The organism is uncultured Turicibacter sp. (assembly GCF_938044715.1).
GTDB lineage: Bacteria > Bacillota_I > Bacilli_A > MOL361 > Turicibacteraceae > Turicibacter > Turicibacter sanguinis.
On record NZ_CALIOS010000116.1, the window covers coordinates 1 to 26,971 of the forward strand.

Sequence of the window (26,971 nt, forward strand, 5' to 3'; positions counted from 1 at the left end):
TTTGATGCCATGAAAAAAGTGCTGCTTAATCAGCAACACCAAATATTATAGAACCTTTATTTTTTATGATTAATAGGTGATGGGGTAACGGAGCTCTTTTAGGGTTTTAACATCCGCAACAAAAAGTGTTACCCCACTCTATTCATTTAACATTCGATTAAGCAAGTTGGTACTAAGCTGCCGTGTAACGAACCAAAATGAGAAGAATGAACAGAGATGGGAACCTATCATAAAAAAGTAAGGAGAGGAGAAGTGGATGAATGATTTCAATTGGAATTGATGTATCTAAACGAAAAAGTACAGTGGCTATGATCAATGTCATGGGTAAAATCTTATAGACACCTTTCGATATTGAACATTCACAAAATGAAATTCAGAACTTGCTTGAGTTAATTAAAGATTATCCTAAAGAACAAGTTCGATTCATTATGGAGGCGACTGGCATCTATCATTTAGGATTAGTCAACGAGCTTCAAAAACAGGGTTATTTTGTACATGTTGCAAATCCCTTATTGATAAAAAAATATTTTGATGCTGAAATTCGAAAAGGAAAAACAGATCGAAAAGATGCGCTAAAAATTTCTCGTTATGGAACAGAAAAGTGGTGGCTTTTACAGGAGCATTCAAAGGCTGATCAGATCTATCAAGATTTACAGTTTTTATCGAGAGAATATAATTCATTTATGGCGAGTAAGATTAAATTAAAAGTTCAGTTATCTAATTTAATAGAACTTAGTTTTCCAGGACTTGAGAAAATTCTAAAAGGTCATTATTTTGGGCTATTATTAGATTTCTATGAGTTATAACCTTGTGCTTCAATGGTTCGACAGGTTAGTGAAAAGAAGTTTTCGAATCAGTTTATTAAAATGGCCATAAAAAAAGGACACCGTAAAGGGGCCCAGATCGCACAGAAAGTCTATCGACTTGCTCATGAGTGCGTCACGTTTGAACCGAGTCAAAAGGTTGCAGCCCTCTCGGTTAAACACTGCGTCAGTCTACTTCGTTCAACAGAACAAGCGACTGACAGTATTATAACACAAATGGATGAGTTAACGAAAGAACTTCCTGAATACGAAATCATTAAAAAAATGAAAGGTGTCGGCGATAAGTTAGCACCACGTTTAATCGCAGAAATAGGTGATGTGAGACGATTTAAAAATTCAAAAAGTTTAATTGCTTATGCAGGGATTGATGCACCACCTTATCAATCAGGACAATTCGAAGCAATGAATCGCCACATCTCTAAACGAGGTTCGAGAAGTTTGAGGAAGTGTGGTTATGAAGTGATGATGGCTGTAAAATCATCGAAACCAAAAGAAGATAATGCCGTTTATGAAGATATGCTCAAAAAAGAAGCAGAAGGTAAAAATAAGAAGTTAGTAAAGATTGCAGGACTGAATAAATTTTTAAGAATTTATTACGCTCGAGTCATAGAAGTCTATCGGGCGTAGAAATCATTTTTTCTATTTATATCCAATAAAAGACACTAAGATAGTGTCTTTTCGTCGTACCCAATATTTTGATTAATCTAAAATAAATTTTTATCATTTTACACTTGATTTATGTTAGCAAGTTTTTGTTACATGAAAAAAGGTATTGCTTAGTCAGTAATATAAATGTTAAATTAAGAAGCTCATCTTCTATAATAATAGTTTGAGTATGATTAATAACTTCTGCCAAATTAGATTTATAAGAGAATGTTATAAATGGTTTTGATAAAATTTTGATAGTGTTCGTCGTCTCTATTTTCCTGCCATCATTATAAATTACTTTAAAGTAATTTACTATAAATATATAAAATCTTAGTAAAGTGGATCTAGGTAAATATTTTGGACACAAAAAAGTTAAGTTTTTAAAGTCTTGGTTGGTATACTGTGTCCCTAAATCAGTATGAAGTATAACCTTGTCTTTGGGTCTTTGAGAAAAATAAGCATTCTTTAAACCTTGAACAATAAGGTCTTTTGTCATTTGCTTAGAAAAATGATAACCAATAATTTTCTTTGAATGTAAATCCATTACTGAAGCTAAGTAGCACCAACCTTCTTTGTGGACGTAAATATAAGTAATATCGGATACCCATTTTTGATTAATTGAAGTCGTCGAACAATCCTGTTCTAGAATGTTATGACGTTGTAAACCAAATTCCTTAGCTTGTTTATACGGGGGATATTTCTTTTGAATAATCGAAGCTAAACCGCTTTATTTCATTAATCTCTGAACACGTTTCAAGCTAACAGAGAATCCTTCTTTAATCAATTGACGGTGTACTCTAATAGGACCATATCGACGGCTACTTTCAAAATAAATCTTCTTAATTCATTCAAGTAGTTGGTGATTTTCACGTTTTCACTTAGATCCAGTTTGATACTTCTATTGATAATAAATGCTTCTTGGGACACTTAAGATCTCAAAAGGTTACTTAATATCATGTTCTTGATGATGTTGATTAATAAACTGACATAATTCAGATTGAGTTACTTTCTCGCCAATATGGTCATAGCCTTTTTTAAGATTTCATTTTCCTCTTGTAGACGTAACATCTCTTGTTTCATACGCTTAATCTACTCAAGTGTGATGCCAGTCTCATCTATTGAGGTAATAGGAGAAATTTGTTTAATCCATTTATAGATAGTGACCTCTGATAAACCATATTCACGACTAAGTTCTAAGACTCTCCGTCCAGTTTTATAAAGTTCAACAACCATAGATTTAAATTCAGCATTATATTTTTTCATACATACACATCCTTTTATTAAGTCTATTGTAACGACTTAACTTAAGTGTGTCCATAAAACTATACTAGCACCAAAGTTTAAGAATGAATTCGAAGATAAGATGTTAAGGTGTTTCAAAATCATCCAAAGTAAAATGTTTTTCTAAAGCGAATTCATTGTTATTTTTCAGAGATTTTTCTCTATAGTTATGAATGAGGATTCTAATAAATCTAAAAAAACACACCATCATATAGATTCCTAGACAAAACGTGATTCCTGTGACTAATCCTAAAACATCTATTCCAAAGTCACTAATTTGCCCTGAACGTCCATCTACAAATAATTGGTGAACTTCATCTGTGAAGGAGAAAAATGCTCCTACATAAAGAGTAATGATAAATGCTTTATAGAAGTTAAATGCATAAGTGAAGACTCCCATAGAAGCAATCCCAAGACTCATATAAATTCCAAAGTGGGCCCATTTTCGAATAATGACATTCCAATTACTATAGGTTGAAAATAAAAGGGGATATAACTCTTCTAGATTCAACATATATAAAACTTTGATAACAAGTTGATCCCAATAATGAAGTAATTGACCTAAAAATTCAAATCTCCTTAAAAATAAATAGAGGCTATTTGATAATGAGCCTGATTGAGATCCACTTTGAGCTGATAAATTGAAGATTAAGCGCATTACGCTAAAAACTAAAATGATTCCAACGAATACAAGTAACAACTTTTTTAATTTGTCTCTTTTCATTAAGTATTCCTCCCCTAATAAATCTCTTTAATTATACAATAATGGTCGGAATAATTTGCTAAAATTTGATAATTAAATATTATTTAGACTAATGAAATTAGTTAAAGCTGCTATAATAAAAGAATAATATATTGTTTTAGGAGCGGGATGATGAAAAAAATATTCATTATAGGGTTGATATTGGTTTTTAGTATATTGAAGGATCAGGATGAAATTTTAGCAGAAACTAATTATCAGCCTAACTTAACAGTAGATGAAGTAGTAAAAAGACTTGAAAGTTATACGCCTAGCGGATTAACCAATTATCATCAGGTAATTGATCAGTTATTTTCTCTTGAATCTTTGATGGATTTATTTAGTCCGTATTATTATTACAGTATTAATACAGTCTCTAGTAGTGCAAAAGAAACCACTCGTATGAAAACGGTGAGTACTTATTGTGATCCTTATTTTTATGAGGTTGCAATGTCTAGGTCTGATGGAACATTTGAACATGTTGCTTGTGTTGAAACGTTTGATGAAGCGAAGCAGGTTAAGGAACGTGTGGGAAACTTAGTGTTTGAGGATGTTCCGGTTGTTTTAAATGATGGAATGATTGTGATGTCATTTACTCCTGCTATTATTCAGTTTAAAACGACGTCTTGTGGTGCGAATCATAATTTAAAAAGTCGTGCTGGTTCGAATGCTAAGCAAGATACTTATATTAATGCGTGTTATATTGATGATGCTTTTTTGCTTGATGAATCACAGGATGATTTCCAGGTTTATATGTCTGGATATGATGGATGGATTTCAAGACATGTGCTGTATGATGCACCAAGTGGTAGCGAAACGTGGGTAAATATTGTTCCTAGCAATCAGGTTCAAAACGTTTCTTATTATGAAGTGATGGGGGAGGACTTAGTTCATCATATTTCTAAGGATGTGCGTGATGAATTAGCCTCGTCATCAGTCATTATTGGGAAAGCACCTGATTTTATGGTTGAGAATCAGAAGTATTATAGTTATGATGGCAACTATTTTTATGATGATTGGACTAAGATTACAGCTGATAAGCAGTATGCTTTGAATTTGGATGATCCTTATTATAATTATTTTCAGTATCTACCTTATCGTTCAAAAACTAATTATAGCTTTGATGAGTTAAATATCTATTTAAATGAACTTGGTTATACGTTAAAACCGACTAGCTATCCTGCAAATACTAACGAAAGTCAGTTAGTTGGTGAGGGTGAAAGTTTTATTGCAGCCCAAGAAGAGTTTGGAATCAATGGTGGTCTTGAATTTTCAATGGCGCTTCATGAAAGTGGTCAAGGTCGAAGTAAGATTTCAATTGAAAAGAATAATACGTTTGGAATGAATGCAACGGATAACAATCCTTATGGAAATGCAACGATGTTCACGAGTGTACGAAATGGAGTCTATTATCACGCGCAGCGTTATATGTCTTGGGGATACACAGATGCGCTTGATGATTTTAGATATTTTGGTGCCCATGTTGGAAACAAGGCAAGTGGTATGAATGTGAAGTATGCTTCTGATCCGTATTGGGGTGAAAAAATTGCAGGTTGGTATTATCGTATGGATAAAGCGCTAGGTGGCAAAGATTATAATTACTATCAACTTGCTATTAAGCTGGATAATGAAATGATTCCAGTTTTATCGGACGACGATAAGACGGTGTACTTAACAGCCAACGGTAAAAGTAATTTACCGATTTCTAATTATCCTTTCCTAGTGTTAGAGAGAGGTGATGAATTACTGAAAATTCAAAGTGACATGGCGATTGAACCTAGTACGCAGCAAGCTTTGATTAATTCAAACTATGTATTTAAAGATAGCGCAGGATATGTGGATAGTAATGATCTTTTATTAGTGAATGAGACCACTATCAATAATCCCACTCAAATTTTGACTTATTTAAATTTAGGAATCGGTGACTCTCTTCCAATTCGTTCAGCTTTAGAAAGTTTAGGATATCATTTTGAGGCAGTTGAAATTGATTGTTCGATTGATGGGGTGATAGAAATTGGGCCAAGCTCTATCACTGCTTTGAATCCAGGACTTGTACAGGTTAGTATTTTACACGATGGAGAGATTATTAGAAGTTTTGATATTCGTGTTAGCATTCCTGTAGAATCAGTGGAAATTTTAAATCATAGCAAAGCTTTAAAAGTTGGAAAAACGATGCAGTTAGAATTCGGAGTGACACCAAGCAATGCAAGTAATCAACAGGTCATGTGGATTTCTAGTGATGATCAGGTTGCTACAGTTGATCAAAATGGATTTGTACAAGGCGTATCACCTGGGGATGTGACAATAACGTTGTTAAGTGATGATAGTGGGGTTAAGAGTGAAATCAAGATTCAAATTAAAGAATAATATATTGAAAAGCGACCAATATAAGTCCAGATAAGTTTTTCACACTTGGAAAACTTTTAACTGGACTATAGTGACACCTAAGGATCAAAAAGATTTCAGTACTGAGACTCATTTATAATAGTGAAATATATTTCTGTTTGTATATAGAATAAAAAATTATAACAAACATTAATCCCTATGGAAGATTTAAGATTTTGGCTCTGTTAGACGAAAATGTTGTTTTTAATACTTCATTCGCTTAAAGCAAAGATCACCTTTAAAAATTCTTAGTTAAAATCATTGCTATTAAGCATTTTTACCCACCAACAAAATTGTCTAACACAGCGAAGATTTTTAAAAAAATGGGGATAAAATAGAGATTAATTGGGAATCATAAAGTGGAAAACTCATTTGAGGGAGCTATGTTTATGGTCGTTATTGTATTTTTGATTTTATCTATTTTAATTTTGTTTTTATTTTTTGTGAATAAAATTCGTGTGACACAAATTAATCCATCTAATTTATTTAATTGGATGAAGTGGTATGCTTTATTTTTAGTTGTTTATTATGTTCTATCTTCTAATCAATATTATATTGATGGGATGAAGCAACCCTTTATGGATATCATTAATCTAAGTGTCTTAATCATTATTTCGTTTGGAATGATACTGTATGTTCAACAATATTGTATTGAAAAAGAACGAGAGCAAAAACTTAAAGAATTGGCAGTAGCTTATGCTTTGATGGAAAATGAACTTCGTCAAAAGGAAGCTGATTCTATTAATAAAAATTAAGAAGATAGTTTAAAACTATCTTTTTTTAGTTATATAATAAGTATTATGACAACTTGGAGGAGAAATCATGACTACAATTAAAATAGATCAACAATTAAAAGAAAAAGTTCCGGGATATTGTTTAGCGGTTATGTCATTTGAAATGACGGTTAAACCAACAGATGACGCATTAAAGAATGAAATGTTAGAGATGGAAAAAGACGTGATGAATCGATTAACTCTTGAAACGTTATTAAAAGAACCACGTATTGCTGCAGCTCGTAGTGGGTATAAGGCATTAGGTAAGGACCCATCACGTTATCGTTTATCAACTGAAGCACTTCTTCGCCGTTTAATTAAAGGAAGTGGTCTATATTTTGTAAATAATGCAGTTGATATCGGAAATGTTTTATCTGTTAAAACTCAAAGAAGTGTCGCAGTTCTTGACCTTGATAAAATTCAAGGAGATGTGCTGATTCGTATAGGAAAAGATGAGGCTTACGAAGGGATTGGCCGTGGCCAAATTAATATCGAAAATATTCCAGTCTATTGTGATGAGATAGGACCTTTTGGGACTCCGACATCTGATACGCCAAGAACTCGTATTACGGAAGAGACGAAAAAGATTTTATTATTTATTACATCGTTTAATGGAACTGATGGATTGGAAGAAGATGCGAAGTTGGCACAGGATTTATTTACTAAGTATGGCGAAATGATGAATTTATCAATGGATTTAGTGGAATAATGATACTATCTAAAGTAGACTTATGATATAATCTAGAAATGGATTTTTATTTTATAAAAAGGAAATTTTTGAATCTTAGCGAGGTGTTTTTATGGAAATGGTCAATGAAAATTCAAACTTCATTAAGACGATTATGAAAGAGGATTTAGAAAGTGGTAAACATAAAGAGATTATTACACGTTTCCCACCAGAACCAAATGGTTACTTACATATCGGACATGCGAAAGCGATTTTAACAAATTATTTATTAGCTAAAGAATTTGGCGGAAAAATGAACCTTCGTTTTGATGATACAAATCCTGTAAAAGAAGATGAAGAATATGTTCAAGGAATTATTAACGATATTAAATGGTTAGGTGTAGAGTATAACCAATTATTATTCGCTTCTGATACTTTTGATAAAATGTATGAACATGCAATCGATTTAATCAAAAAAGGTAAAGCTTACGTTGATGATCAAACTCCTGAACAAATGCGTGAAAATCGTGGAACATTAACTCAACCAGGAGTTGAATCTCCATACCGTAATCGTACAGTAGAAGAGAATCTAGAGTTATTTGAAAATATGAAAAATGGTCTTTATCCAGATGGTTCTCGTGTACTTCGTGCAAAAATTGATATGGCTTCACCTAATATGAACTTACGTGACCCTGCTTTATATCGTATTTTACATACAGAGCATCATAATACAGGTAATAAGTGGTGCATTTACCCAATGTATGACTATGCTCATCCACTTGAAGATGCATTTGAAGGAATTACTCACTCTTTATGTTCATTAGAATATGAGGATCACCGTCCACTTTATGATTGGGTAATTGAAAATTGCGAAACAGAAGCTAAACCTCGCCAAATTGAATTCGCTCGTTTAAACATGAAAAATACAATCATGTCAAAACGTTATTTAAAACAATTAGTTGATGAAGGGATTGTTTGTGGATGGGATGATCCACGTATGCCAACAGTTGCAGGACTTCGTCGTCGTGGATATACAGCAGAAGCTATTACCAACTTCATTCAAGAAGCGGGATTATCTAAAGCGGTTAGTACAATTGATCCACAAATGTTAGAACACTTCATCCGTGAAGATTTAAAATTAAAAGCGCCTCGTACAATGGCAGTGTTAAAACCTTTAAAAGTTGTAATTACAAACTATCCAGAAGGACAAGTTGAATATCTAGACGCTGAGATTAATCCAGAAGTTCCTGAAATGGGAATGCGTAAAATTCCATTCTCTCGTGAAATTTATATTGAACAAGAAGACTTCATGGAAAATCCAGTTCCTAAATACTTCCGTTTATTCCCTGGAAATGAGGTTCGTTTAAAACACGCTTACTTCATCAAGTGTACAGATGTGATTAAAGACGAAGAAGGTAATATCACTGAAATTCATGCGACATATGATCCAGAAACAAAATCAGGATCAGGATTCACAGGACGTAAAGTAAAAGGAACAATTCACTGGGTAGATGCAACACACAACATCCCAGCAGACTTCCATTTATACGAACCATTATTAATCGAAAATGAAGAAACAGAAGGATTACCATTCTTAGAGCGCATCAATAAAAACTCTGAAAAAATCGTACAAGGATTCGTAGAAGAAAACATGAAAGATGTAAAAGGACACGACAAATTCCAATTCTTCCGCCATGGATACTTCAACGTGGATCCAATCCGCACAAAAGACGGAAAACTATCATTCAACCGAATCGTATCATTAAAATCAAGTTTTAAATTATAAAGCTGTGGCAGTGGACTTACCGCCTGTAATTAAGCTTTTTATATAGAAAACACGCTCTACATGAGCGTGTTTTCTTTTAGACGAAGTCTCTATTGTTGGACAGGTATCGAAGCCCACAGCTAAGTTTATATAAGGCCACGTTCATTGAACGTGGTTTTTTTTCTAAAGTGCTTAATCACTGATGGGGAGGGCCCATTATGTGAAGTATTAATCTTTATCTTTAATGATGTGTATGAAAAACACAGAGGGTGAATAAAACTGTAGAGGTTCCTCAATGATTGTCGAAGATAATCTACTACTTAATGGTCAGGGGAATTAGCATTTGGTCGAGGTCTAAAATCTTAGAATTCGTGTCGTCAATTCTAAGATTTGCATTATTCTAGTTGAGCTTTTTTATTAGGGGGGAAGTTTATAGGAAATACGAGTTTTAAAAGTTAAGATCACGTATAAAATAAGTGTTTTTTTTAAATTTAAATAAGTATAAATTTATCAATGTTTGGATGTGAATCTAATTTATCAAAAGTTGAATAAGGAATCTGAAATAACTGTAAAATAATAAATATGTCTCTTTTCTAAATTTATTCTCAAAAAATGGCTGAACTTGAACATTTGTTTGTTTAATTTGATAGCTAAAATTGTTATAATAAAACAGAATGTCTTTAAATATGAAATAATTGAAATTTTTATATATAAGACTAAATAATTTTTAGAAGGTTAAAAAATTTTTACTTCTGCTTACTAACGGAGGATCATTCTTTGATGTAGGGAATTTATTCCTAGCAGTTGGGGAATGTGTTATCACACACTTAAATCCCTTAGACTATAGGACGTCTTACTATGAAAGCTAAGACTGAGTATAAAAATGTTAAAAAATTATATGTTTGAATATAGAGGTGAAATGATGAATCATTTATTACAGAATATGAATCCACAGCAAAAACAGGCAATTGAGACAACTGAAGGTCCATTACTTGTTATGGCAGGAGCTGGTTCAGGAAAGACACGTGTTTTAACGCATCGTATTGCTTATTTAATGTCTGAAAAATTAGTAGCTCCGTATAATATTTTAGCAATTACGTTTACGAATAAAGCTGCACGTGAAATGAAAGAGCGTGTGGAAAAACTAATTGGTGATCGTGGAAAAGATGTTTGGATTTCAACATTCCACTCGATGTGTGTACGTATTTTACGTCGCGATATCGATTTAATTGGATATGATTTAAACTTTGGAATTTTAGATGATACAGATCAATTAAGTGTCATTAAAACAGTTATGGAAGAATTAAACTTAGATCCAAAACGCCAGTCGCCTAAATACTTTTTAAATCAAATTAGTAATGCGAAGAATGAACTAAAAACACCTCGTGATTTACGTAAGGAATTTGAAAATGAAGATGTTATTCGTGTTTATGAAAAATATCAACAAGTATTATTTAAAAATAACCGTGTTGACTTTGATGATTTATTAATGTTAACTGTTCATTTATTTGAAAGAGAGCCTGAAGTTTTAGCATTCTATCAAAACAAATTCCAATATATCCATATCGATGAGTATCAAGATACAAATAATGCTCAATATACCATCGTTAAGATGTTAGCTAAAAAGTTTAGAAATATTTGCGTTGTAGGAGACTCTGATCAGTCAATTTATAGTTGGCGTGGAGCGAATATTGAAAATATTTTATCATTTGAACATGATTATCCTGATGCAACAGTTGTTCTACTTGAGCAAAACTATCGTTCAAAACAAATGATTTTAAACGCAGCTAATGATGTTATTAAAAATAATAGTGGACGTCGTGATAAAAAATTATGGTCTGATCGTGGTGTTGGTGATGTTATTGAATATTACCGTGCAACAGATGGTGATGTAGAAGCGACTTATGTAGCAGACAAAATCTCTTATATGCACCGAGATGCACATGAATACCATGAGTTTGCTGTATTATATCGAACAAACTCTCAATCACGTGCGATTGAACAGGCGCTACTTCGTCAAAATATTCCTTATCGTTTAGTTGGTGGACAAAGTTTCTTCAAACGTAAAGAGATTAAAGATTTAATGGCCTATCTGCGATTAATTTTAAATCCTGATGATGATTTATCATTTGCACGCGTCGTTAATGAACCAAAGCGTGGAATTGGGGCAACGTCTGTGGATAAACTTAAAGTTTTTGCAGCTGAGTCTGAACTATCATGTATGGCAAGTATCCAAGATGCAACAGGTGTTATTCCTAAAGCAACATTAAATAAAATGATGGATTTTAAAACAATGATTTATATGATGCGTATGGAAATGGACACGTATTCAATGGTTGAATTAATTGATATGGTTCTTGAGCGTACAGGTTATTTACAAATGTTAAAAGATGAAAAAACAATTGAAGCAGATAGCCGTATTGATAACTTAGAAGAGTTTAAATCGATGGCAGGTCACTTTGAGGAGCAAGAATTAGATTTAATTTTAGCTGAAGAAGAAAGTGAAGAACGTGCTGAAGATTTACCAACATCAGTTAAATTAACGATTTTATTAAATGATTTAATGTTACAAACGGATGTTGAAACGGAAGAAGAATCAAATGAATCAAAAGTAACACTTATGACCATTCATGCTGCAAAGGGTCTTGAGTTCCCTGTTGTTTTCCTTTGCGGATTTGAAGATGGCGTCTTCCCACTACGTTCTGCGATTGAAGAAGGAGCCGATGAATTAGAGGAGGAGCGTCGATTAGCTTATGTGGCGATTACGCGTGCGGAAGATATTTTAATTATTACAAACGCACAAAGTCGATATCAGTATGGAAATCGTACAGCGAATCCAGAGTCAATGTTTATTCGTGAAATTAGTGAAGAGTATTTAAATAAAACAGGTGTTCAATCACGCCCACGTCCTTCATTTAGTTTAAGTGAAGTATTAGAGCCTAAAAAAGAAGAGCCGAAGCGTAACATTAAAACTATTAGCTTAAACAATAATGCCTCTTGGAATAGTGGCGATAAAGTGGAACATGAATCATTCGGTGAAGGCGTTGTCGTAGGAGTTAAAGGAGAAGTCGTTTCAATTGCTTTTAGTGCTCCGCACGGCATTAAAAAGTTGATGGGATCACATCCTGCTTTGAAAAAACGTTCTTAATGAGTCATGATTAAACATATAAAGAAGAGTAAATATGAGTAACGGAGGATTAGTCATGGAAAAACTTCGAATTGAAGAGTTAACAAAGCTTTTAACACAGTATAACCATGAATATTATGTATTAGATAAACCGAGTGTTAGCGATCGTGAATACGATCGTTTAATGCAGGAATTAATGGAACTTGAAGAAAAGCATCCTGAACTTAAGTCTAATACCTCTCCAACGGTTCGTGTTGGAGGAAAGGTTCTAGAAGGATTTAATAAAATTGAACATGAAAAACCGATGTTATCTCTTTCAAATGCTTTTAATGAGGGTGACTTACGTGATTTTGATACACGAGTTAAAAAAGTATCGCCAAAAGCAACATATGTTTGTGAATTGAAAATCGATGGATTAGCCGTGACGCTACATTATAATAATGGAGCCTTTGTTAAAGGGGCAACACGTGGGGATGGGGTCATTGGAGAGGATATTTCGGAAAACTTAAAAACAATCAAAACAATTCCTCTTCATATCAATAATAATCAACCGCTTGAAGTACGTGGTGAAGTTTATATGTCAAAAGCGACGCTTGAGAAGTTAAATGAAGAACGTGCTGCTAAAGGAGAAGAGTTATTTGCAAATCCTCGTAATGCAGCCGCAGGTTCGCTTCGTCAATTAGATTCACGTATTGCGGCAAAACGAAACTTAGCAATGTTTTGTTACGCGGTTCCGAGTGCGGCTGATTTAGGTTGTACAACACATGAGGAGAGCTTACAAAAAATTTCTGAACTTGGTTTTAATGTAAATCCAAATCGTCAAGTCTGCGAAAATATTGATGAAGTCTTAGAGTACATTAACCGTTGGACAAATGCGCGTTTTGATTTACCATATGAAATTGATGGAATTGTAATTAAAGTGAATCAATTACAGGAACAAGATAAGTTAGGAAACACAGTGAAGAGTCCACGTTGGGCGATTGCCTATAAGTTCCCAGCTGAAGAAGTTGAAACCATTTTAACGGATATTATATTTACGGTTGGTCGTACAGGAATGGTAACGCCTAATGCTGTGTTAGAACCGGTTCGTGTAGCGGGAACTCGAGTTTCTCGTGCAACGTTACATAATGAAGATTATGTGACATCACGAGATATACGTATTAATGACCGTGTCATTATTCGAAAAGCAGGAGAAATTATTCCTGAGGTTGTAAAGCCAGTCATTGATGCGCGTAATGGCGATGAAATACCATTTGAAATGATTTCAACTTGTCCACGTTGTTCTAGTGAATTAGTTCGTGAAGCAGGTGAAGCCGATTATTATTGTTTAAATATTGATTGTCCTGCGCGAATTGTTGAAAGTTTAAGTCATTTTGTTTCTCGTGATGCGATGAATATTGATGGACTTGGAATCAAAGTAGTCGAGCAGTTATTTGAACATAAATTAATTGAAAATGTTGCAGACATTTATCGCCTAACAAAAGAGCAATTATTGCCTCTTGAACGTATGGGAGATAAAAAAGCAACGAATCTATTAAATGCAATTGAAGCAAGTAAAGAAAATAGTTTAGAGAAATTATTATTTGGACTTGGAATTCGTCATGTTGGAAGTAAGACAGCTAAGGTTCTAGCAACTCAGTTTGAAAATATGGATTCGTTAATGGATGCAAAATTTGATGACTTTAAAGTAGTAGCAGAGGTCGGAGATGTTATTGCAAATAGTATCGTTCATTATTTCTCTCAAACGGCTAATGTTGAATTAATTGATCAGTTAAAAGAACTAGGATTAAATATGTCATATAAAGGGGCCCGTTTAGCTGATGCTAATACAGAGCACGTATTCTTTGGGAAAACAGTCGTATTAACTGGAACACTTGAAACGTTATCGAGAAAAGAAGCAGGCATTAAATTAGAATCGCTTGGGGCGAAAGTTTCAGGAAGTATTAGTTCTAATACAGACTATTTAATCGCTGGAGCAAAAAGTGGTTCTAAATTAACCAAAGCGCAGCAATTAGGCGTGACAGTATTAGATGAAGCAACGTTTTTATCGATGATGAATGAGTAGGAGGGGCTAAAAATGAAAAAAATTTATTTAAGATTTTTAAGTGTTTTTGTACTTAGTATACTATTAGTTGCCTGTTCAAAACCTCCAGTTCCAGCAGTACAAGAGGAGAATATTTCGCAAGTGGCTCCAACCAAACAAACATTATCTAATGATGCGACAGAACAGTACTATCGTACGATTATTCCATATGTTTCAAGTCCAACTCGTGGATTAGTTTACTCTTATTTAGCTAATAAATATGATATTGAAGAGATGGAGCTTTCGTTAATGCGTTATTCTCAGTCTTATTTCAATACGAATGAAGTTTATTTCCAAGAGGGACAGTATTTAACAAAACCTGTTGTGAAACAAATGTTAGCAAAGAAAAAAACGCAAGCAGAGTTAGAGCAAGCGTTAGCTGAAGATGATGAATATGTTGATTTAGGCTTAAATCCTTCAACTGATGAGACAATTGAAATTAATGGTCTGACCATAAATCCTGTTTATTTATCATATTTACTAGAACAAGATTATGTTGTACTCGAGGGTGATCAAACAACGTTAAAAGGTGTTTCAATTGGACTGGCGTTAAATCCTTATCAAACATGGAAAAATGAAGAATTAGGATATACACAAACCGTTGTCCTAGAAGAAGAAGAACTAATTGCAAAAGGAAAAGAGATTGCTCAACATGCCATTGATATTTTGAGAACTCAAGAAGGTTTTGAAAATGTTGATATCATGGTCGGATTGTATGTTCTACAAGAACAAAGTGCAGTCGTTCCAGGGCGTATGGTAGCTAAAACATTAGTTTCATCAGGCTCAAGTAAAATTAAAAACTGGGATAGTGTTAATGAACAATACTATTTATTACCAGATAGTAAAATTCAAGAAATTGATTATGAATTATCTGAACAGTTTGTCAAGTTCAAAGATACAATCAAAGAATATTATCCTCACTATTATGGAGTAATCGGAGTCGCTCATTATGTTGATAATAAGCTAGATAATTTAGAGATTACTGTCAATATTGATTTTTATGGATTAGCTGAAAAGCTATCATTCCATCAGTTGTTAGCACAGTTAATGAATGAGACATTCTCTAATTATTATGATATTACAGTCGTAGTGCGTTCAACTGAAGAAATTTTCGGAATTTTAACCCGTAATGCTAATGAAAAAGATATAGACGTAAATTTAATTAATTGGGAGTAAGAAGATCTAACAGAAGAATGTATACTAATTCATAAAATGAGAATTTTATTTTTATTTCTATTAGAGAGATTGAGTAAATGAAATAGAGGGATGAAATGAAACGATTAATTTGGCGCTTGACTATGACTTTTTGGGCTTTGTTCGTCGTCGTAGTTTGTGCTTTTTGTGTCAATTTTTATTTAAATTATGAAAAAAGTTATTCACAGAAATTATTAGAAATCGATCGTAACTTAAATACTATTGGTGAGGAAATTAATGATACCTTAACCAAATATACGAATTTAACATTGTCAGTTGGAAGTGTAATTGAGGGGTTTTATGAGAGTTCGTATCAGGTATATCAAACTTTGCCAGATTATCAGATTAATATGATCTTGCAAGAAATAGAAGAATCTAATACAAAAATTTTAACAGACGATAACGTGTTAAGATTAGCTTATCTCCAAACCTTTAAACAGTTGGATATTATTTTGTCAGATTTACAGGAAATGTATATGGAACAATATAATCTTTGCGATTTTGAATTAGTACCTTATTCTAATTCATATCAATTAGAAGATGAGTTAAAGACGATTGATTATATAGATAAAATAGAGTTGACAAATGGTGTGACTATATTAGAGATTGACAAGGATAATCAACGTCTTGGAAGGACTTATAAAGAAATCCACTACAAGGGAAATCCTATTGGATATATCATGTTAGAGTATTTGGCTCATTATGTAGATATTCCGCTAATTTCGACAATGGATAATATTATTTATTACATCGGAAATAATGTTTATATTCAAAGTGATAGTGCTGATTTAGAGATGGTTGAAGAGTTATCTACCGATAATATCGAGCTAGTTATCAGAGAGTTAACAAATAAGGGGTATTATGTGAGTCGCTTTAGTCCAGCAGATGAAATTGTTAAAATGGTTCATTTTTATTCAACAGCTGAACTACAGGAAATGGTATTAAGTCAAACGATTAGTTTATTTGAGTTTAGTACTATTTTATTGATTATTTCATTCTTATTTGTATCCTATTTACTTTTTATCGTGATCATTAGACCTTGTTATTTATTAGTTGACTATGTAAGACGATGTGGAGAAGGAGATTATACAATTCCACCTGGTATTAACTCGAGTTGGCGTTTTTCATTTGTAAGAATTAGAAATGCTTATTTAGAGAATGAACGTTTATTAGCCGTAAAAGATAATCAAAGTCAGGAACTTGAGTATGCTTGGAAAAAAGCATTAGTTGCTAATCAGGCTAAGACACATTTCTTAGCAAAAGTATCACATGAATTGAAAACACCATTAAATGCGATAAAAGGATATATTCAGTTATTAAAATTAAGTATTGATAATCCAAAACAGTTAAGACAAATTGAAATAATTGATCATTCAAGTGATTTATTATTAAAACAAGTCGATGAATTATTAGACTTCTCTGTAATAGAGGATGGAAAGGTGAAATTAGAAATTGATACAATCGACTTATTCCACACGGCACATGTGATTGAAGAATTATTTATTATTAATACGAGTAAGAAAAGTCTTGATTATGTCGTAAATATCGATGAACAAATTCCTTCTGTTTTATATGGTGATGAAGCAAGGATTAAACAAATTATTATTAATTTGATGTCAAATGCTTTAAAATTCACAGAGCATGGCAAAATAGAAGTTAGTTTTGATTTAGATTATCAAACAGAAAATGAAGTTTACTTGAGTATACGAGTTAAAGATACTGGGAAAGGAATTGCTGAAAATAAGTTAAATTCTATTTTTGATTCCTTTACACAAGAAAATAACTCTATTTCTAGACAGTTTGGTGGTACAGGGCTTGGATTAAGTATTTCAAAACGATTAGCTGAAGTAATGGGAGGGAATCTGATTGTAGAGAGTAAAGTGAATGTTGGTTCAACATTTACACTGTTTTTACCTTTATCAAAAATTCCAATCATTATCGAAGATTAAATGCTGAATATGGTTTTAAAAATTATGAAAAACATTTTTGTTTAGATATAGAAAGAATGAGGTGAATCTCATCATGAATGATAAAATTATCGTAAAAGGTGCTAGAGAACAAAACTTGAAAAATATAGATGTTGAAATTCCACGTAATCAGTTAGTTGTTTTAACTGGTTTATCAGGTTCTGGTAAATCATCACTTGCCTTTGAAACGATTTACGCAGAAGGTCAACGCCGATATGTGGAAAGTTTATCGGCTTATGCCCGTCAGTTTTTAGGCAATATGGAAAAGCCAGATGTAGACTCTATTGAGGGATTATCTCCAGCTATTTCGATTGATCAAAAAACAACAAATCGTAATCCTCGTTCAACAGTAGGAACAGTTACAGAAATTTATGATTATTTGCGCCTACTATTTGCTCGTATTGGAAAACCTGTGTGTCCCGTTCATGGTGTAGAAATTAAAGCTCAATCAGTTGAACAAATGGTTGATCGTCTATATGAATACCCAGAACGTACAAGAATGCAAATTTTAGCTCCCATGATTGTAGGTAAAAAAGGAACACATGTTAAAGTGTTTGAACAGTTAAAAAAAGATGGTTATGTTCGCGTCCGTGTTGATGGTGAAATGAGAGATTTAGATGATGAAATCGAGTTAAATAAAAATAAAAAGCACACAATTGAAGTCGTTGTTGATCGTATTGCAATAAAACCAGATTCAAGTGCTCGTTTGGCAGATTCATTAGAGACTGCTTTAAAACTTGGAGCAGGAAAAGTATTAATCGATGTGATAGGAGAAGAAGAGTTAGTATTTAGTGAACACTTTTCTTGTCCTTATTGTGATTTCTCTGTTGGTGAATTAGAGCCTCGTATGTTTTCATTTAACTCCCCATTTGGAGCATGTCCAGAATGTAGTGGTCTTGGTGTTCAGAAAAAAATTGATGTGGACTTATTAATTCCAGATCCAAAATTATCAATCGCACAAGGTGCTATTCGAGGATGGGAAAAGGAAGAAAATTATGCCCGTAAAATGCTAGATAACGTTTGTCGCCATTATGGAATTGATTTGGATAAACCATTCGAAGAGTTAACAGATAAAGAAAAACAAATTATTTTATATGGAACGACAGAACCGATTCATTTTTTATTAGAATCTGAGAGTGGGATAAAGCAAGAAAAATTTGATACTTATGAAGGTGTTGTTAATAATCTAGAACGTCGCTATATGGAAACTAATTCATCATTTATGCGCGAATGGATTGAAGGCTTTATGTCTGAATTAAAATGTAAAAAGTGTCAGGGTAAACGTTTATCGCAGCAAGCTTTATCTGTTTTAATTGATGGAAAAAATATTAATGATTTTACTGATCTTTCAATTCAAGAAGCATTAGATTTTATTGAAAACTTAAATTTAAATGATAAAGATAGATTAATTGCAAATTTAATTTTGAAAGAGATTACAGAACGATTAAGCTTTTTAGTTAATGTTGGATTAGATTATTTAACATTAAGTCGTTCAGCAGGATCATTATCAGGAGGAGAAGCACAACGTATTCGTTTGGCAACGCAAATTGGTTCACGTTTATCAGGTGTTTTATACGTGTTAGATGAACCTTCAATCGGATTACATCAGCGTGATAATGACCGTTTAATTGAAACATTAAAATCGATGCGAGATTTGGGAAATACGTTAATTGTGGTTGAACATGACGAAGATACAATGATGGCATGCGATTATTTAATCGATATTGGTCCTGGTGCAGGGATTCATGGTGGAGAGATTGTAGCCGCAGGTACCCCTGATGAAGTGATGAAGAATGATAAATCTATTACAGGACAATACTTAAGTGGAAAGAAACAGATTTTCCTTCCAAAAGAACGTCGAAAAGGAAATGGGAATTTTATTGAAGTCAAAGGTGCTTCTGAAAATAATTTAAAAAATATTAACCTTTCAATTCCAATGGGTGTTATGAATGTTGTAACTGGAGTATCAGGGTCGGGGAAATCAACGTTAATTAATGATATCTTATATAAATCAATTGCGACAAAATTATATCGTATGAAAGATAAGCCTGGCGCTCATAAAGAGATAAAAGGACTCGAATTTATTGAAAAAATTATTGATATTGATCAATCTCCTATTGGGAGAACGCCACGTTCTAATCCAGCAACGTATACGGGTGTGTTTGATGATATTCGAGATTTATTTGCGGCAACAAATGAAGCAAAAGTTCGAGGTTATCAAAAAGGACGTTTCTCTTTTAATGTGAAAGGTGGCCGTTGTGAAGCCTGTCGTGGCGATGGTTTACTAAAAATTGAGATGCACTTCTTGCCAGATGTTTATGTTCCTTGTGAAGTTTGTCATGGTAAACGATATAATCGTGAAACTTTGAGTGTCACGTATCGAGGGAAAAATATTGCCGATGTTTTAGAGATGACAGTCGAAGATGCGTATCATTTCTTTGAACATCATCCCAAAATTGCTCGTAAATTGAAAACCTTATGCGATGTTGGATTAGGATATTTACAATTAGGACAACCAGCCTCTACTTTATCAGGAGGAGAAGCACAACGTGTTAAATTAGCATCAGAGCTTCATCGTCGTATAACAGATAAAACGGTATATATATTGGATGAACCAACAACCGGATTACATGTAGATGATGTCAGACGATTATTAAAGGTTCTTGAGAGAATGGTTGATGAAGGAGCTACTATTGTTATTATTGAACATAATTTAGATGTGATTAAGATGGCAGATTATATTATTGATTTAGGTCCTGAAGGTGGTAATCGTGGAGGAACGATTGTTGCTAAAGGAACGCCAGAAGAAGTTGCTAATGTAGAGGGGTCTTATACCGGTAAGTATTTGAAAAAAGTTTTAGAGCGAGATCGTCTAAGACAAAATAGATAGAAAATAAAAGAGAGCTTTTTCTTAAGGAAGAGGCTCTCTTTGTTTTTTTAATTCATCTTAAAACGGTCGATAATGCGCATTTCAGACAAAGTGTTCTAGAAAAATCAGGAAAATCATCGAAAAACGAACGAAATGTGTCCGAATCACTATACTTTTATGTTCTTTTTGTATAAAAAATGTATTAAACAAGAATTAGAAGCGGTGATAGTGTTGACCTTTTTTTTGACCTCGTGCTATGATAGGCGAGTCGTAAGCTCACGCTAGAAAGATTACTTGCTTGTTTATCGGACGTAAAGAAGGAGGTGAACTGTTGCTAAAATGAGCTTGGTGAATGATTATTCACTATAGTGTTTTAGGCAACAGGCGCATGAGATGAAACGAGACCTAATTGCATTTATTACAGCTTTATGCGTAATAGTGGTTGGTATCTACGCCGTCATGCAATCCAACTTGAAGGAAGTAAACATCAATGATAATGGAGAGCTAAGTACATTCACAACATATCAGCAAACCGTGGATGAGTTCTTAAAGGAACAAAAAATCAGAGTTGGAAATTTTGATGATATGAACGTGAGTTTTGATGATCGCGTTTATGATGGTATGGAAATTGATATTACAAGAGCACAACCTGTCGTAATTAACGATGGGGGAATTAAAACTCTTGTTATGACAACGGAACCGACTGTCGATGATGTATTAAAAGCTCGTAGTATCGAGCTAAGTACAAATGATGAAATTTCAGTTGCCAGAACTTCTCATGTAGAAGGTGATATGGAAATTGAAATTACCCGTGTTGAAAAAGAGTATGAATCTGTTTATGAAGAAATAAATTTAGATACTGAATATGTTTACACGGATGAACTTCCTAGTAATGAACAGGAAGTTTGGAATGAAGGAAGTCCAAAAGTAGTTGAGCACGTCTACGAAAAAGTTTATAAAAACGGAGATCACGTTGAACAAACTAAAGTAGCGACTAATGTAGTTGATGAAGGTCAACCACGCACAATTGCTGTTGGAACTGGAGCCATTACTTCATTTGTTGCCAATATGACAGCATATGATGTTCAAAGTGCTGGTGGAGGTTCACGAGTAGCATGTAAGCCGTATACGGATGTTAGTAATACGATTTACTATAATGATAGTGAATACGGACAACTTCGTATCGTAGCCGCAGGGAAAGATTATCCTTGTGGAACAATTGTTGACATTGATGGAATCGGAAAAGCAATCGTTCTTGACCGAGGAAGTGCTATCACTGGAAATGATTTAGATTTATTGGTCAATACCAACGCATGGGATTTTGGCCGCAAATACAAACAAACTAAAGTCCTCAGATTGGGCTGGTAATCTTTCATTTACGAGGCGTTATAGCCACTTAACAATTTTAATTGCTTGTAGAGGGATGGACAGTTAGTGAAAGTTCTTACGACAATCAATATCAAGGTCATTAGCTGAAGCATTAAAATGGTCATAACGTGACGCGTAAATATTCAAGAGTCTTCTAGATTTAACATGATTGTTAAAGCTAGAAGGCTTTTTTATTATATTAAAAGCCCTAGAAACAAATTGACATGAATTGCTAAAAGTGTTGTGATACGTTTGAGTTATGATACAATAATATTGACTAGACTTTGGAGGGAGTAGAATGAATCGGAAAGAAAATCTTAATCAGTCTGATCGAGAAGTTATTGATGAAAATAAAGTAATTGAAAATCTCTTAAATGGGGATGCTAAAAATGAAAAAAAACAATCGGGTAAAAATCGTTCAGGTACCGAAGTCATATATTCAAAACAAGTTGGGTGCTTTGATTTAAAGTCTATTTTAATTAATTTAATGATTTATACGATTGTTTTAATGGTGACAAGTGGATGGTTAGGTGGATTTTATTTAGGTAGCTTTTTAGATGCCTGTAACGCAGCCATTATAATGTCTATCTTAAATATAATCTTAAAACCTATCTTAGTCCTTTTAACGCTCCCATTAACCATTATGACTTTTGGATTATTCTATGTTTTTGTTAATGGATTTCTGTTGGTTATAGCTGATTATTTAATGGGACCAAGTTTTGAGATTACATCATTTGGTGTTGCTGTATTAGCTTCTATTTTCATTTCATTATTAAGGATGGCAATTAACCATTACTTTTTAAAAGAAGATACAATAAAAGTGAAATTGTAATCAAAACTAAAGATAAGTCGTTTTCTAAACGATAGCTCATAAAGATGAATAAAATTCATTAAAATTATTTGGTGGTGATAGGATGAATGTCGTAACAGTTGCAGATTTAGTTCAAGAATTAAAATTAGAAGTAATCACGAAAGAGATTTCATTAGATCGTAAAATTACAGAACAAATGATTTCACGTCCTGGAATGGAGCTTGCGGGTGTTATAGAATATTTTAGAGACAGTGCAAAACGCCGTGTTCAAATTATTGGAACAAAAGAATGGTTATATCTTCAAACATTAGATTCACAAACTCGAAAAGAAAGAGCTCGTGTTTTATTCACAGAAGATACCCCAGTTATTATTTTCTCTAAAAACTTTGAAATTCCAGAAGAAATGATGGAGTTAGCAAATGAAACGCAAGTGCCGATGTTAAGAAGTCAAAAAGAAACAACTGTTTTATTTACATCAATTTCAAATTATTTAGAGGAAGCTTTATCTCCAATTGAATCAGTACATGGGGTACTTGTTGACGTCAATGGGATTGGAGTTTTAATTACCGGAAAAAGTAGTATCGGGAAAAGTGAGACAGCTTTAGAATTAATTCACCGTGGTCATCAATTGATTGCCGATGATCGAGTAGATTTTTATGAAAAAGAACTAGGATTAGTTGTAGGACGAGCGCCAGAATTATTACAACAATTTATTGAAGTTCGTGGGATTGGGATTATCAACGTGGTTGAAATGTTTGGTGCCCGTGCGTATCGTCATAAAAAACGCGTGACATTAATGATCGAATTAGAAGATTGGAATAATGAAAAAATTTATAATCGAATTGGATTATCAGATGAAACGACTCGATTATTCAATACAGACATTACGAAAATTACAATTCCTGTTCGTCCAGGACGTAGTATTGCCTCTTTAATTGAAGTAGCTGCGATGAACCATCGATTAAAAGTTATGGGGTATAACGCAGCAGAAGCTTTCACAAATCAATTAAATAGCTATATCCAAAATAAAAATAATCAATAAATGATTTAGAGGTGAGGACGTGCAGCCTCACTTTTCATGTAATAAGGAGGATAATATGGATCACTCAGCAATTGAACCGTTAAATCGTGTATTTTTACAATTGGGGCCCATTACTATTTATTGGTATGCAGTTTTGATTATGTCAGGGGTCGCAATCGGACTTTATCTTGCCATTCGTGAAGGGAAACGTATGGGGATTAAACCAGAATTTTTTTATGATTTAGTGACATTTGGCTTACCAATCGCTATTATTGGAGCTCGTATTTATTACGTCGCTTTTTCTTGGGATTATTACTCTGTCCATCCTGAGGATATTATTAAAATTTGGCAGGGAGGGATTGCAATTCATGGTGCAATTATAGCATCTGTTATTTTTGGATACTTCTTCTGTAAACGAAAAAATATTTCACTGTGGCTTATCACAGATATTGCAGCTGTCAGTTTCTTTATTGCTCAAGCGATTGGACGTTGGGGGAATTTTATGAATCAAGAGGCGCATGGTGGAGTTGTTCCAGGTGCAACACTTGATGCTCAACGAGAATTTTTGCATTCATTATTCATCCCAGATTTTGTGATCAATAATATGTATATTAACGGGGCATATTATCATCCAACTTTCCTATATGAATCACTTTGGAATGTGATTGGATTTTTAATTGCAATCTTTATCTTACGAAAACTAAGTAAATTATTAGTTGGAGAAATTGCAGCCTTTTATGCTATTTGGTATTCAATTGGTCGTTACTTTGTTGAAGGAATGAGAACGGATAGTTTGATGTTAACGGATACGATTCGTATGGCTCAATTTATTTCAATCATCACAGTTATAGCTGTTTTAATTGTTGTTGTTGCAAGACGTGTAATGAAAAAGAATTTGGTCACATATCGTAGTTTCTATTTAAAAAACTAAAAGGAGTCTAGACTCATGATTAAAGCTGTATTATTTGATTTAGATGGAACTCTATTAAATACAAATGATTTAATCATTAAATCATTTACAGACACATTTAAATACTATTATCCGAACCGTGAATTCACATATGAAGAAATTATCGACTGTATTGGTCCAACACTCGAACAAACAGCGATGAAATATTATCCACAAAACATTTCGGAAATGGTTGAGATGTATCGTCATCATTATGTGTTAAATCATGATGGATTAATTAAAATCTATCCTGGAATCGAAGAAATGCTTAAAGCTTTAAAAGCTTTAGGATTAAGATTAGTCATCGTCACATCTAAAAAACGTGATATGACGTTAAAGGCAATGAAACATACAAATATTTTAGATTATTTTGATTATATTATTTCATCAGATGAAGTCACGCAACCTAAACCCCATCAAGAACCGATTGAATTAGCATTAAAAAAGCTAAATCTTTTAAAAGATGAAGTTATAATGGTGGGTGACAATTCACACGATATTGAGTGTGCAAATCATGCATCAGTCAAAAGTATTGCAGTCGGTTGGGCATTAAAAGGTGCAGATTATTTGCGAGGGTTTAATCCGACTTATATAATTAATACTGCTGATGAACTAGTAGAAATTATTAAAAAGGAAGGTGTTCAATAATGGAAAAAGTATATGATGTTGCGATTATCGGAGCAGGGCCTGCTGGAATGACAGCTGCAATTTATGCAGCACGTGCGAGTCTTTCTGTTGTTATGATCGAACGCGGAGCTCCAGGTGGACAAATGGTTAATACATTCGAAATTGAAAATTATACAGGATTTGAAAAGATTTCTGGGCCTGATTTATCAATGAAAATGTTTGAACATTCTCAAGCAGCAGGAGCTGAATATGCATATGGTTACGTTGAAAATGTAACAATTGCGGAGGATGGAACAAAAGTTATCGATTGTGGAGATCATAAAGTTTACGCTAAAACAATTATCGTAGCAACAGGAACCAAACACCGTTTATTAAATGTACCAGGTGAACAACAATTATCAGGACGTGGAATTTCATGGTGTGCTGTTTGTGATGGAGCATTCTTTAAAGGGAAAAAAGTTGCAGTTATCGGTGGTGGAGATTCTGCAATCGAAGAAGCTATCTATTTAGCTGGATTAGTTGAGAAAGTAACGGTTATTCATCGTCGTGATGAATTACGTGCTCAAAAAATTCTTCAGCAACGTGCTTTTGCTGATGAAAAAATCGAATTTGTTTGGGATTCAACAGTAGAATCATTTGAAGAAGCTGATGGAAAATTAGGTGCCGTAAAAGTTAAAAATGTGAAAACAGGTGAAGTATCAACAGTTGAGGCAGCGGGAGCATTCATCTATATCGGATTAGATCCAATTACGGAGATGGTAAAAGATCTAGGAATTACAGATGAATCAGGGTATGTAGTCGTTGATCACGCCATGATGACGAAGATTCCAGGTGTCTTTGCAGCGGGAGATGTTATTAGTAAAGAATTACGCCAAGTTGTCACAGCAGTTAACGATGGAGCAATCGCTGCACAATCTGCCTTTAAATACATTGAAACAAATTTACGTTAATTAACGAATGAACTCTCGTTTCGTTTAATATATTTAAAAAGAAAACTTTAATTAAGTTTTCTTTTTTTATGCAATTGAAAGGATGAGAGAGATGGATTTACTTATGGATGCTTTCTTGGATACGGCTAAAGTTTGGCCACTTTTGTATATAGTGTACGCTATATTTGAATGGGTGGAACATAAGCAAATAAATTTATGTGCAAAGAAAGAATTAGGTCCAATCGCTGGAGCTTTAAGTGGATGTATTCCACAGTGTGGGGCATCGATTGCAGCATCGTCTTTATACTCAGGACGTGTGATTACATTAGGAACTTTGCTAGCAGTTTTTATCGCCACATCGGATGAGGCGATTCCATTGATGTTTACTCATGTTAATCAGTGGAAAATGATTGCGTTATTAGTCATAATAAAAGTGATTTATGCAAGTTTTGTTGGAATTCTAATTGATTTATTATGGAGAGGAGAAAGATCAGAATTATCCACAGTTTCTAGATACGAGTATCAAAAGGAGAAATCAATTTTTATAGAGGCATTTGAACGTTCAGTGAAGGTGCTAGTCTTTTTATTTATCATGACGTTTTTGATTAACTTGGTTATTTCCTGGATTGGAGAAGACACATTGGCACGGGTATTAATGAAAACCTCTTATAGACAACCTTTTTTAGCAGCGCTCATCGGATTAATTCCTAACTGTGCAGCATCTGTTTTATTAACTGATCTTTATTTAAAAGGCATGATTACCTTTGGTTCTTTGTTAGCAGGACTTTGTACAGGTGTGGGGGCAGGATTGTTAACCTTATTTAAAATGAATAAGTTACTTAAAGAAAATTTAGTGATTATTGGATTACTTTACTTTTTTGGAGTTCTCATCGGATTGACTTTCCATATACTGATTATTGGAATTTAAAAATTGACGATGTTAG

At 33.5% G+C, this 26,971-nt stretch carries 22 protein-coding genes; 18 read left to right on the plus strand and 4 right to left on the minus strand.

The window, feature by feature from the left end; all coding sequences use genetic code 11:
* Positions 1–350 precede the first annotated feature (350 nt).
* A complete protein-coding gene (locus QWC74_RS10875) occupies positions 351–806 on the plus strand; it encodes a transposase (protein ID WP_081448239.1) in 456 nt (151 codons plus the stop codon).
* A 12-nt stretch (positions 807–818) separates the two neighbouring features.
* A complete protein-coding gene (locus QWC74_RS10880) occupies positions 819–1,451 on the plus strand; it encodes an IS110 family transposase (RefSeq protein WP_006785171.1) in 633 nt (210 codons plus the stop codon).
* Positions 1,452–1,560: 109 nt separating this feature from the next.
* Here the strand turns inward: QWC74_RS10880 and QWC74_RS14855 are convergent, their stop codons facing one another.
* The 4 genes from QWC74_RS14855 to QWC74_RS10890 all read right to left on the minus strand — a co-directional run bounded on the left by QWC74_RS14855 (position 1,561) and on the right by QWC74_RS10890 (position 3,477).
* Positions 1,561–2,184, minus strand: a complete 624-nt coding sequence (locus QWC74_RS14855) for a DDE-type integrase/transposase/recombinase (protein WP_081448240.1) — start codon at positions 2,182–2,184, stop codon at positions 1,561–1,563.
* Positions 2,185–2,199: 15 nt separating this feature from the next.
* Positions 2,200–2,316, minus strand: a complete 117-nt coding sequence (locus tag QWC74_RS14860) for an IS3 family transposase (protein ID WP_081448241.1) — start codon at positions 2,314–2,316, stop codon at positions 2,200–2,202.
* Positions 2,317–2,561: 245 nt separating this feature from the next.
* On the minus strand, positions 2,562–2,735 hold the full coding sequence (locus QWC74_RS10885; RefSeq protein ID WP_006785173.1) for a transposase: 174 nt from the start codon (positions 2,733–2,735) through the stop codon (positions 2,562–2,564).
* 103 nt (positions 2,736–2,838) lie between these two features.
* Positions 2,839–3,477: a VanZ family protein gene (locus QWC74_RS10890; RefSeq protein ID WP_006785174.1), complete on the minus strand. Its 639-nt coding sequence runs from the start codon at positions 3,475–3,477 to the stop codon at positions 2,839–2,841.
* Between the two features lie 150 nt (positions 3,478–3,627).
* On the opposite strand from QWC74_RS10890, the gene QWC74_RS10895 reads away from it, so the two are divergent.
* The 16 genes from QWC74_RS10895 to QWC74_RS10970 all read left to right on the plus strand — a co-directional run bounded on the left by QWC74_RS10895 (position 3,628) and on the right by QWC74_RS10970 (position 26,955).
* Positions 3,628–5,859, plus strand: coding sequence for an Ig-like domain-containing protein (locus QWC74_RS10895; protein ID WP_237701279.1), 2,232 nt, complete (start codon positions 3,628–3,630; stop codon positions 5,857–5,859).
* Positions 5,860–6,266: 407 nt separating this feature from the next.
* Positions 6,267–6,632 (plus strand): hypothetical protein, encoded by a 366-nt coding sequence (locus QWC74_RS10900; protein WP_006785176.1) that lies wholly within the window; start codon positions 6,267–6,269, stop codon positions 6,630–6,632.
* 67 nt (positions 6,633–6,699) lie between these two features.
* On the plus strand, positions 6,700–7,359 hold the full coding sequence (locus QWC74_RS10905; protein ID WP_006785177.1) for a B3/4 domain-containing protein: 660 nt from the start codon (positions 6,700–6,702) through the stop codon (positions 7,357–7,359).
* Between the two features lie 91 nt (positions 7,360–7,450).
* Positions 7,451–9,103: a glutamine--tRNA ligase/YqeY domain fusion protein gene (locus QWC74_RS10910; protein WP_006785178.1), complete on the plus strand. Its 1,653-nt coding sequence runs from the start codon at positions 7,451–7,453 to the stop codon at positions 9,101–9,103.
* A gap of 901 nt (positions 9,104–10,004) precedes the next feature.
* Complete coding sequence (gene pcrA, locus QWC74_RS10915) at positions 10,005–12,230, plus strand: DNA helicase PcrA (RefSeq protein WP_006785179.1); 2,226 nt, start codon at positions 10,005–10,007, stop codon at positions 12,228–12,230.
* Between the two features lie 55 nt (positions 12,231–12,285).
* Positions 12,286–14,274, plus strand: a complete 1,989-nt coding sequence (ligA, locus tag QWC74_RS10920) for an NAD-dependent DNA ligase LigA (RefSeq protein ID WP_040764069.1) — start codon at positions 12,286–12,288, stop codon at positions 14,272–14,274.
* A gap of 12 nt (positions 14,275–14,286) precedes the next feature.
* Positions 14,287–15,468 (plus strand): CamS family sex pheromone protein, encoded by a 1,182-nt coding sequence (locus QWC74_RS10925; protein WP_006785181.1) that lies wholly within the window; start codon positions 14,287–14,289, stop codon positions 15,466–15,468.
* 95 nt (positions 15,469–15,563) lie between these two features.
* A complete protein-coding gene (locus tag QWC74_RS10930; RefSeq protein ID WP_006785182.1) occupies positions 15,564–17,435 on the plus strand; it encodes a HAMP domain-containing sensor histidine kinase in 1,872 nt (623 codons plus the stop codon).
* Between the two features lie 73 nt (positions 17,436–17,508).
* Positions 17,509–20,343, plus strand: a complete 2,835-nt coding sequence (gene uvrA, locus QWC74_RS10935) for an excinuclease ABC subunit UvrA (protein ID WP_006785183.1) — start codon at positions 17,509–17,511, stop codon at positions 20,341–20,343.
* A gap of 372 nt (positions 20,344–20,715) precedes the next feature.
* Positions 20,716–21,690 (plus strand): 3D domain-containing protein, encoded by a 975-nt coding sequence (locus tag QWC74_RS10940; RefSeq protein ID WP_006785184.1) that lies wholly within the window; start codon positions 20,716–20,718, stop codon positions 21,688–21,690.
* 298 nt (positions 21,691–21,988) lie between these two features.
* On the plus strand, positions 21,989–22,522 hold the full coding sequence (locus QWC74_RS10945; protein ID WP_006785185.1) for a phage holin family protein: 534 nt from the start codon (positions 21,989–21,991) through the stop codon (positions 22,520–22,522).
* 82 nt (positions 22,523–22,604) lie between these two features.
* Complete coding sequence (gene hprK / locus QWC74_RS10950) at positions 22,605–23,543, plus strand: HPr(Ser) kinase/phosphatase (RefSeq protein ID WP_288994047.1); 939 nt, start codon at positions 22,605–22,607, stop codon at positions 23,541–23,543.
* 55 nt (positions 23,544–23,598) lie between these two features.
* Positions 23,599–24,453 (plus strand): prolipoprotein diacylglyceryl transferase, encoded by an 855-nt coding sequence (gene lgt, locus QWC74_RS10955; RefSeq protein ID WP_006785187.1) that lies wholly within the window; start codon positions 23,599–23,601, stop codon positions 24,451–24,453.
* A gap of 15 nt (positions 24,454–24,468) precedes the next feature.
* Positions 24,469–25,119 carry a pyrophosphatase PpaX gene (ppaX, locus tag QWC74_RS10960; RefSeq protein ID WP_006785188.1) on the plus strand — a complete coding sequence of 217 codons (651 nt, stop codon included), beginning with the start codon at positions 24,469–24,471 and terminating at the stop codon, positions 25,117–25,119.
* Complete coding sequence (trxB, locus tag QWC74_RS10965; RefSeq protein WP_006785189.1) at positions 25,119–26,048, plus strand: thioredoxin-disulfide reductase; 930 nt, start codon at positions 25,119–25,121, stop codon at positions 26,046–26,048. Before ppaX ends, trxB begins: the two co-directional genes overlap by 1 nt.
* A 91-nt stretch (positions 26,049–26,139) precedes the next feature.
* Positions 26,140–26,955, plus strand: a complete 816-nt coding sequence (locus QWC74_RS10970) for a putative manganese transporter (RefSeq protein ID WP_006785190.1) — start codon at positions 26,140–26,142, stop codon at positions 26,953–26,955.
* Positions 26,956–26,971 lie beyond the last annotated feature (16 nt).

Excerpts from the sequence above, each read along its gene's own strand:
- ppaX (WP_006785188.1), top strand. The coding sequence starts at position 24,469 with ATGATTAAAGCTGTATTATTTGATTTAGATGGAACTCTATTAAATACA.
- trxB (WP_006785189.1), top strand. The coding sequence starts at position 25,119 with ATGGAAAAAGTATATGATGTTGCGATTATCGGAGCAGGGCCTGCTGGA.
- QWC74_RS10910 (WP_006785178.1), top strand. The coding sequence starts at position 7,451 with ATGGAAATGGTCAATGAAAATTCAAACTTCATTAAGACGATTATGAAA.
- QWC74_RS10900 (WP_006785176.1), top strand. The coding sequence starts at position 6,267 with ATGGTCGTTATTGTATTTTTGATTTTATCTATTTTAATTTTGTTTTTA.
- QWC74_RS10880 (WP_006785171.1), top strand. The coding sequence starts at position 819 with ATGGTTCGACAGGTTAGTGAAAAGAAGTTTTCGAATCAGTTTATTAAA.
- QWC74_RS10890 (WP_006785174.1), bottom strand. The coding sequence starts at position 3,477 with ATGAAAAGAGACAAATTAAAAAAGTTGTTACTTGTATTCGTTGGAATC.
- QWC74_RS10895 (WP_237701279.1), top strand. The coding sequence starts at position 3,628 with ATGAAAAAAATATTCATTATAGGGTTGATATTGGTTTTTAGTATATTG.
- QWC74_RS10930 (WP_006785182.1), top strand. The coding sequence starts at position 15,564 with ATGAAACGATTAATTTGGCGCTTGACTATGACTTTTTGGGCTTTGTTC.
- QWC74_RS10970 (WP_006785190.1), top strand. The coding sequence starts at position 26,140 with ATGGATTTACTTATGGATGCTTTCTTGGATACGGCTAAAGTTTGGCCA.
- ligA (WP_040764069.1), top strand. The coding sequence starts at position 12,286 with ATGGAAAAACTTCGAATTGAAGAGTTAACAAAGCTTTTAACACAGTAT.
- QWC74_RS10940 (WP_006785184.1), top strand. The coding sequence starts at position 20,716 with ATGAAACGAGACCTAATTGCATTTATTACAGCTTTATGCGTAATAGTG.
- QWC74_RS10945 (WP_006785185.1), top strand. The coding sequence starts at position 21,989 with ATGAATCGGAAAGAAAATCTTAATCAGTCTGATCGAGAAGTTATTGAT.
- uvrA (WP_006785183.1), top strand. The coding sequence starts at position 17,509 with ATGAATGATAAAATTATCGTAAAAGGTGCTAGAGAACAAAACTTGAAA.
- QWC74_RS10885 (WP_006785173.1), bottom strand. The coding sequence starts at position 2,735 with ATGAAAAAATATAATGCTGAATTTAAATCTATGGTTGTTGAACTTTAT.
- lgt (WP_006785187.1), top strand. The coding sequence starts at position 23,599 with ATGGATCACTCAGCAATTGAACCGTTAAATCGTGTATTTTTACAATTG.
- QWC74_RS10905 (WP_006785177.1), top strand. The coding sequence starts at position 6,700 with ATGACTACAATTAAAATAGATCAACAATTAAAAGAAAAAGTTCCGGGA.
- QWC74_RS10925 (WP_006785181.1), top strand. The coding sequence starts at position 14,287 with ATGAAAAAAATTTATTTAAGATTTTTAAGTGTTTTTGTACTTAGTATA.
- hprK (WP_288994047.1), top strand. The coding sequence starts at position 22,605 with ATGAATGTCGTAACAGTTGCAGATTTAGTTCAAGAATTAAAATTAGAA.
- pcrA (WP_006785179.1), top strand. The coding sequence starts at position 10,005 with ATGAATCATTTATTACAGAATATGAATCCACAGCAAAAACAGGCAATT.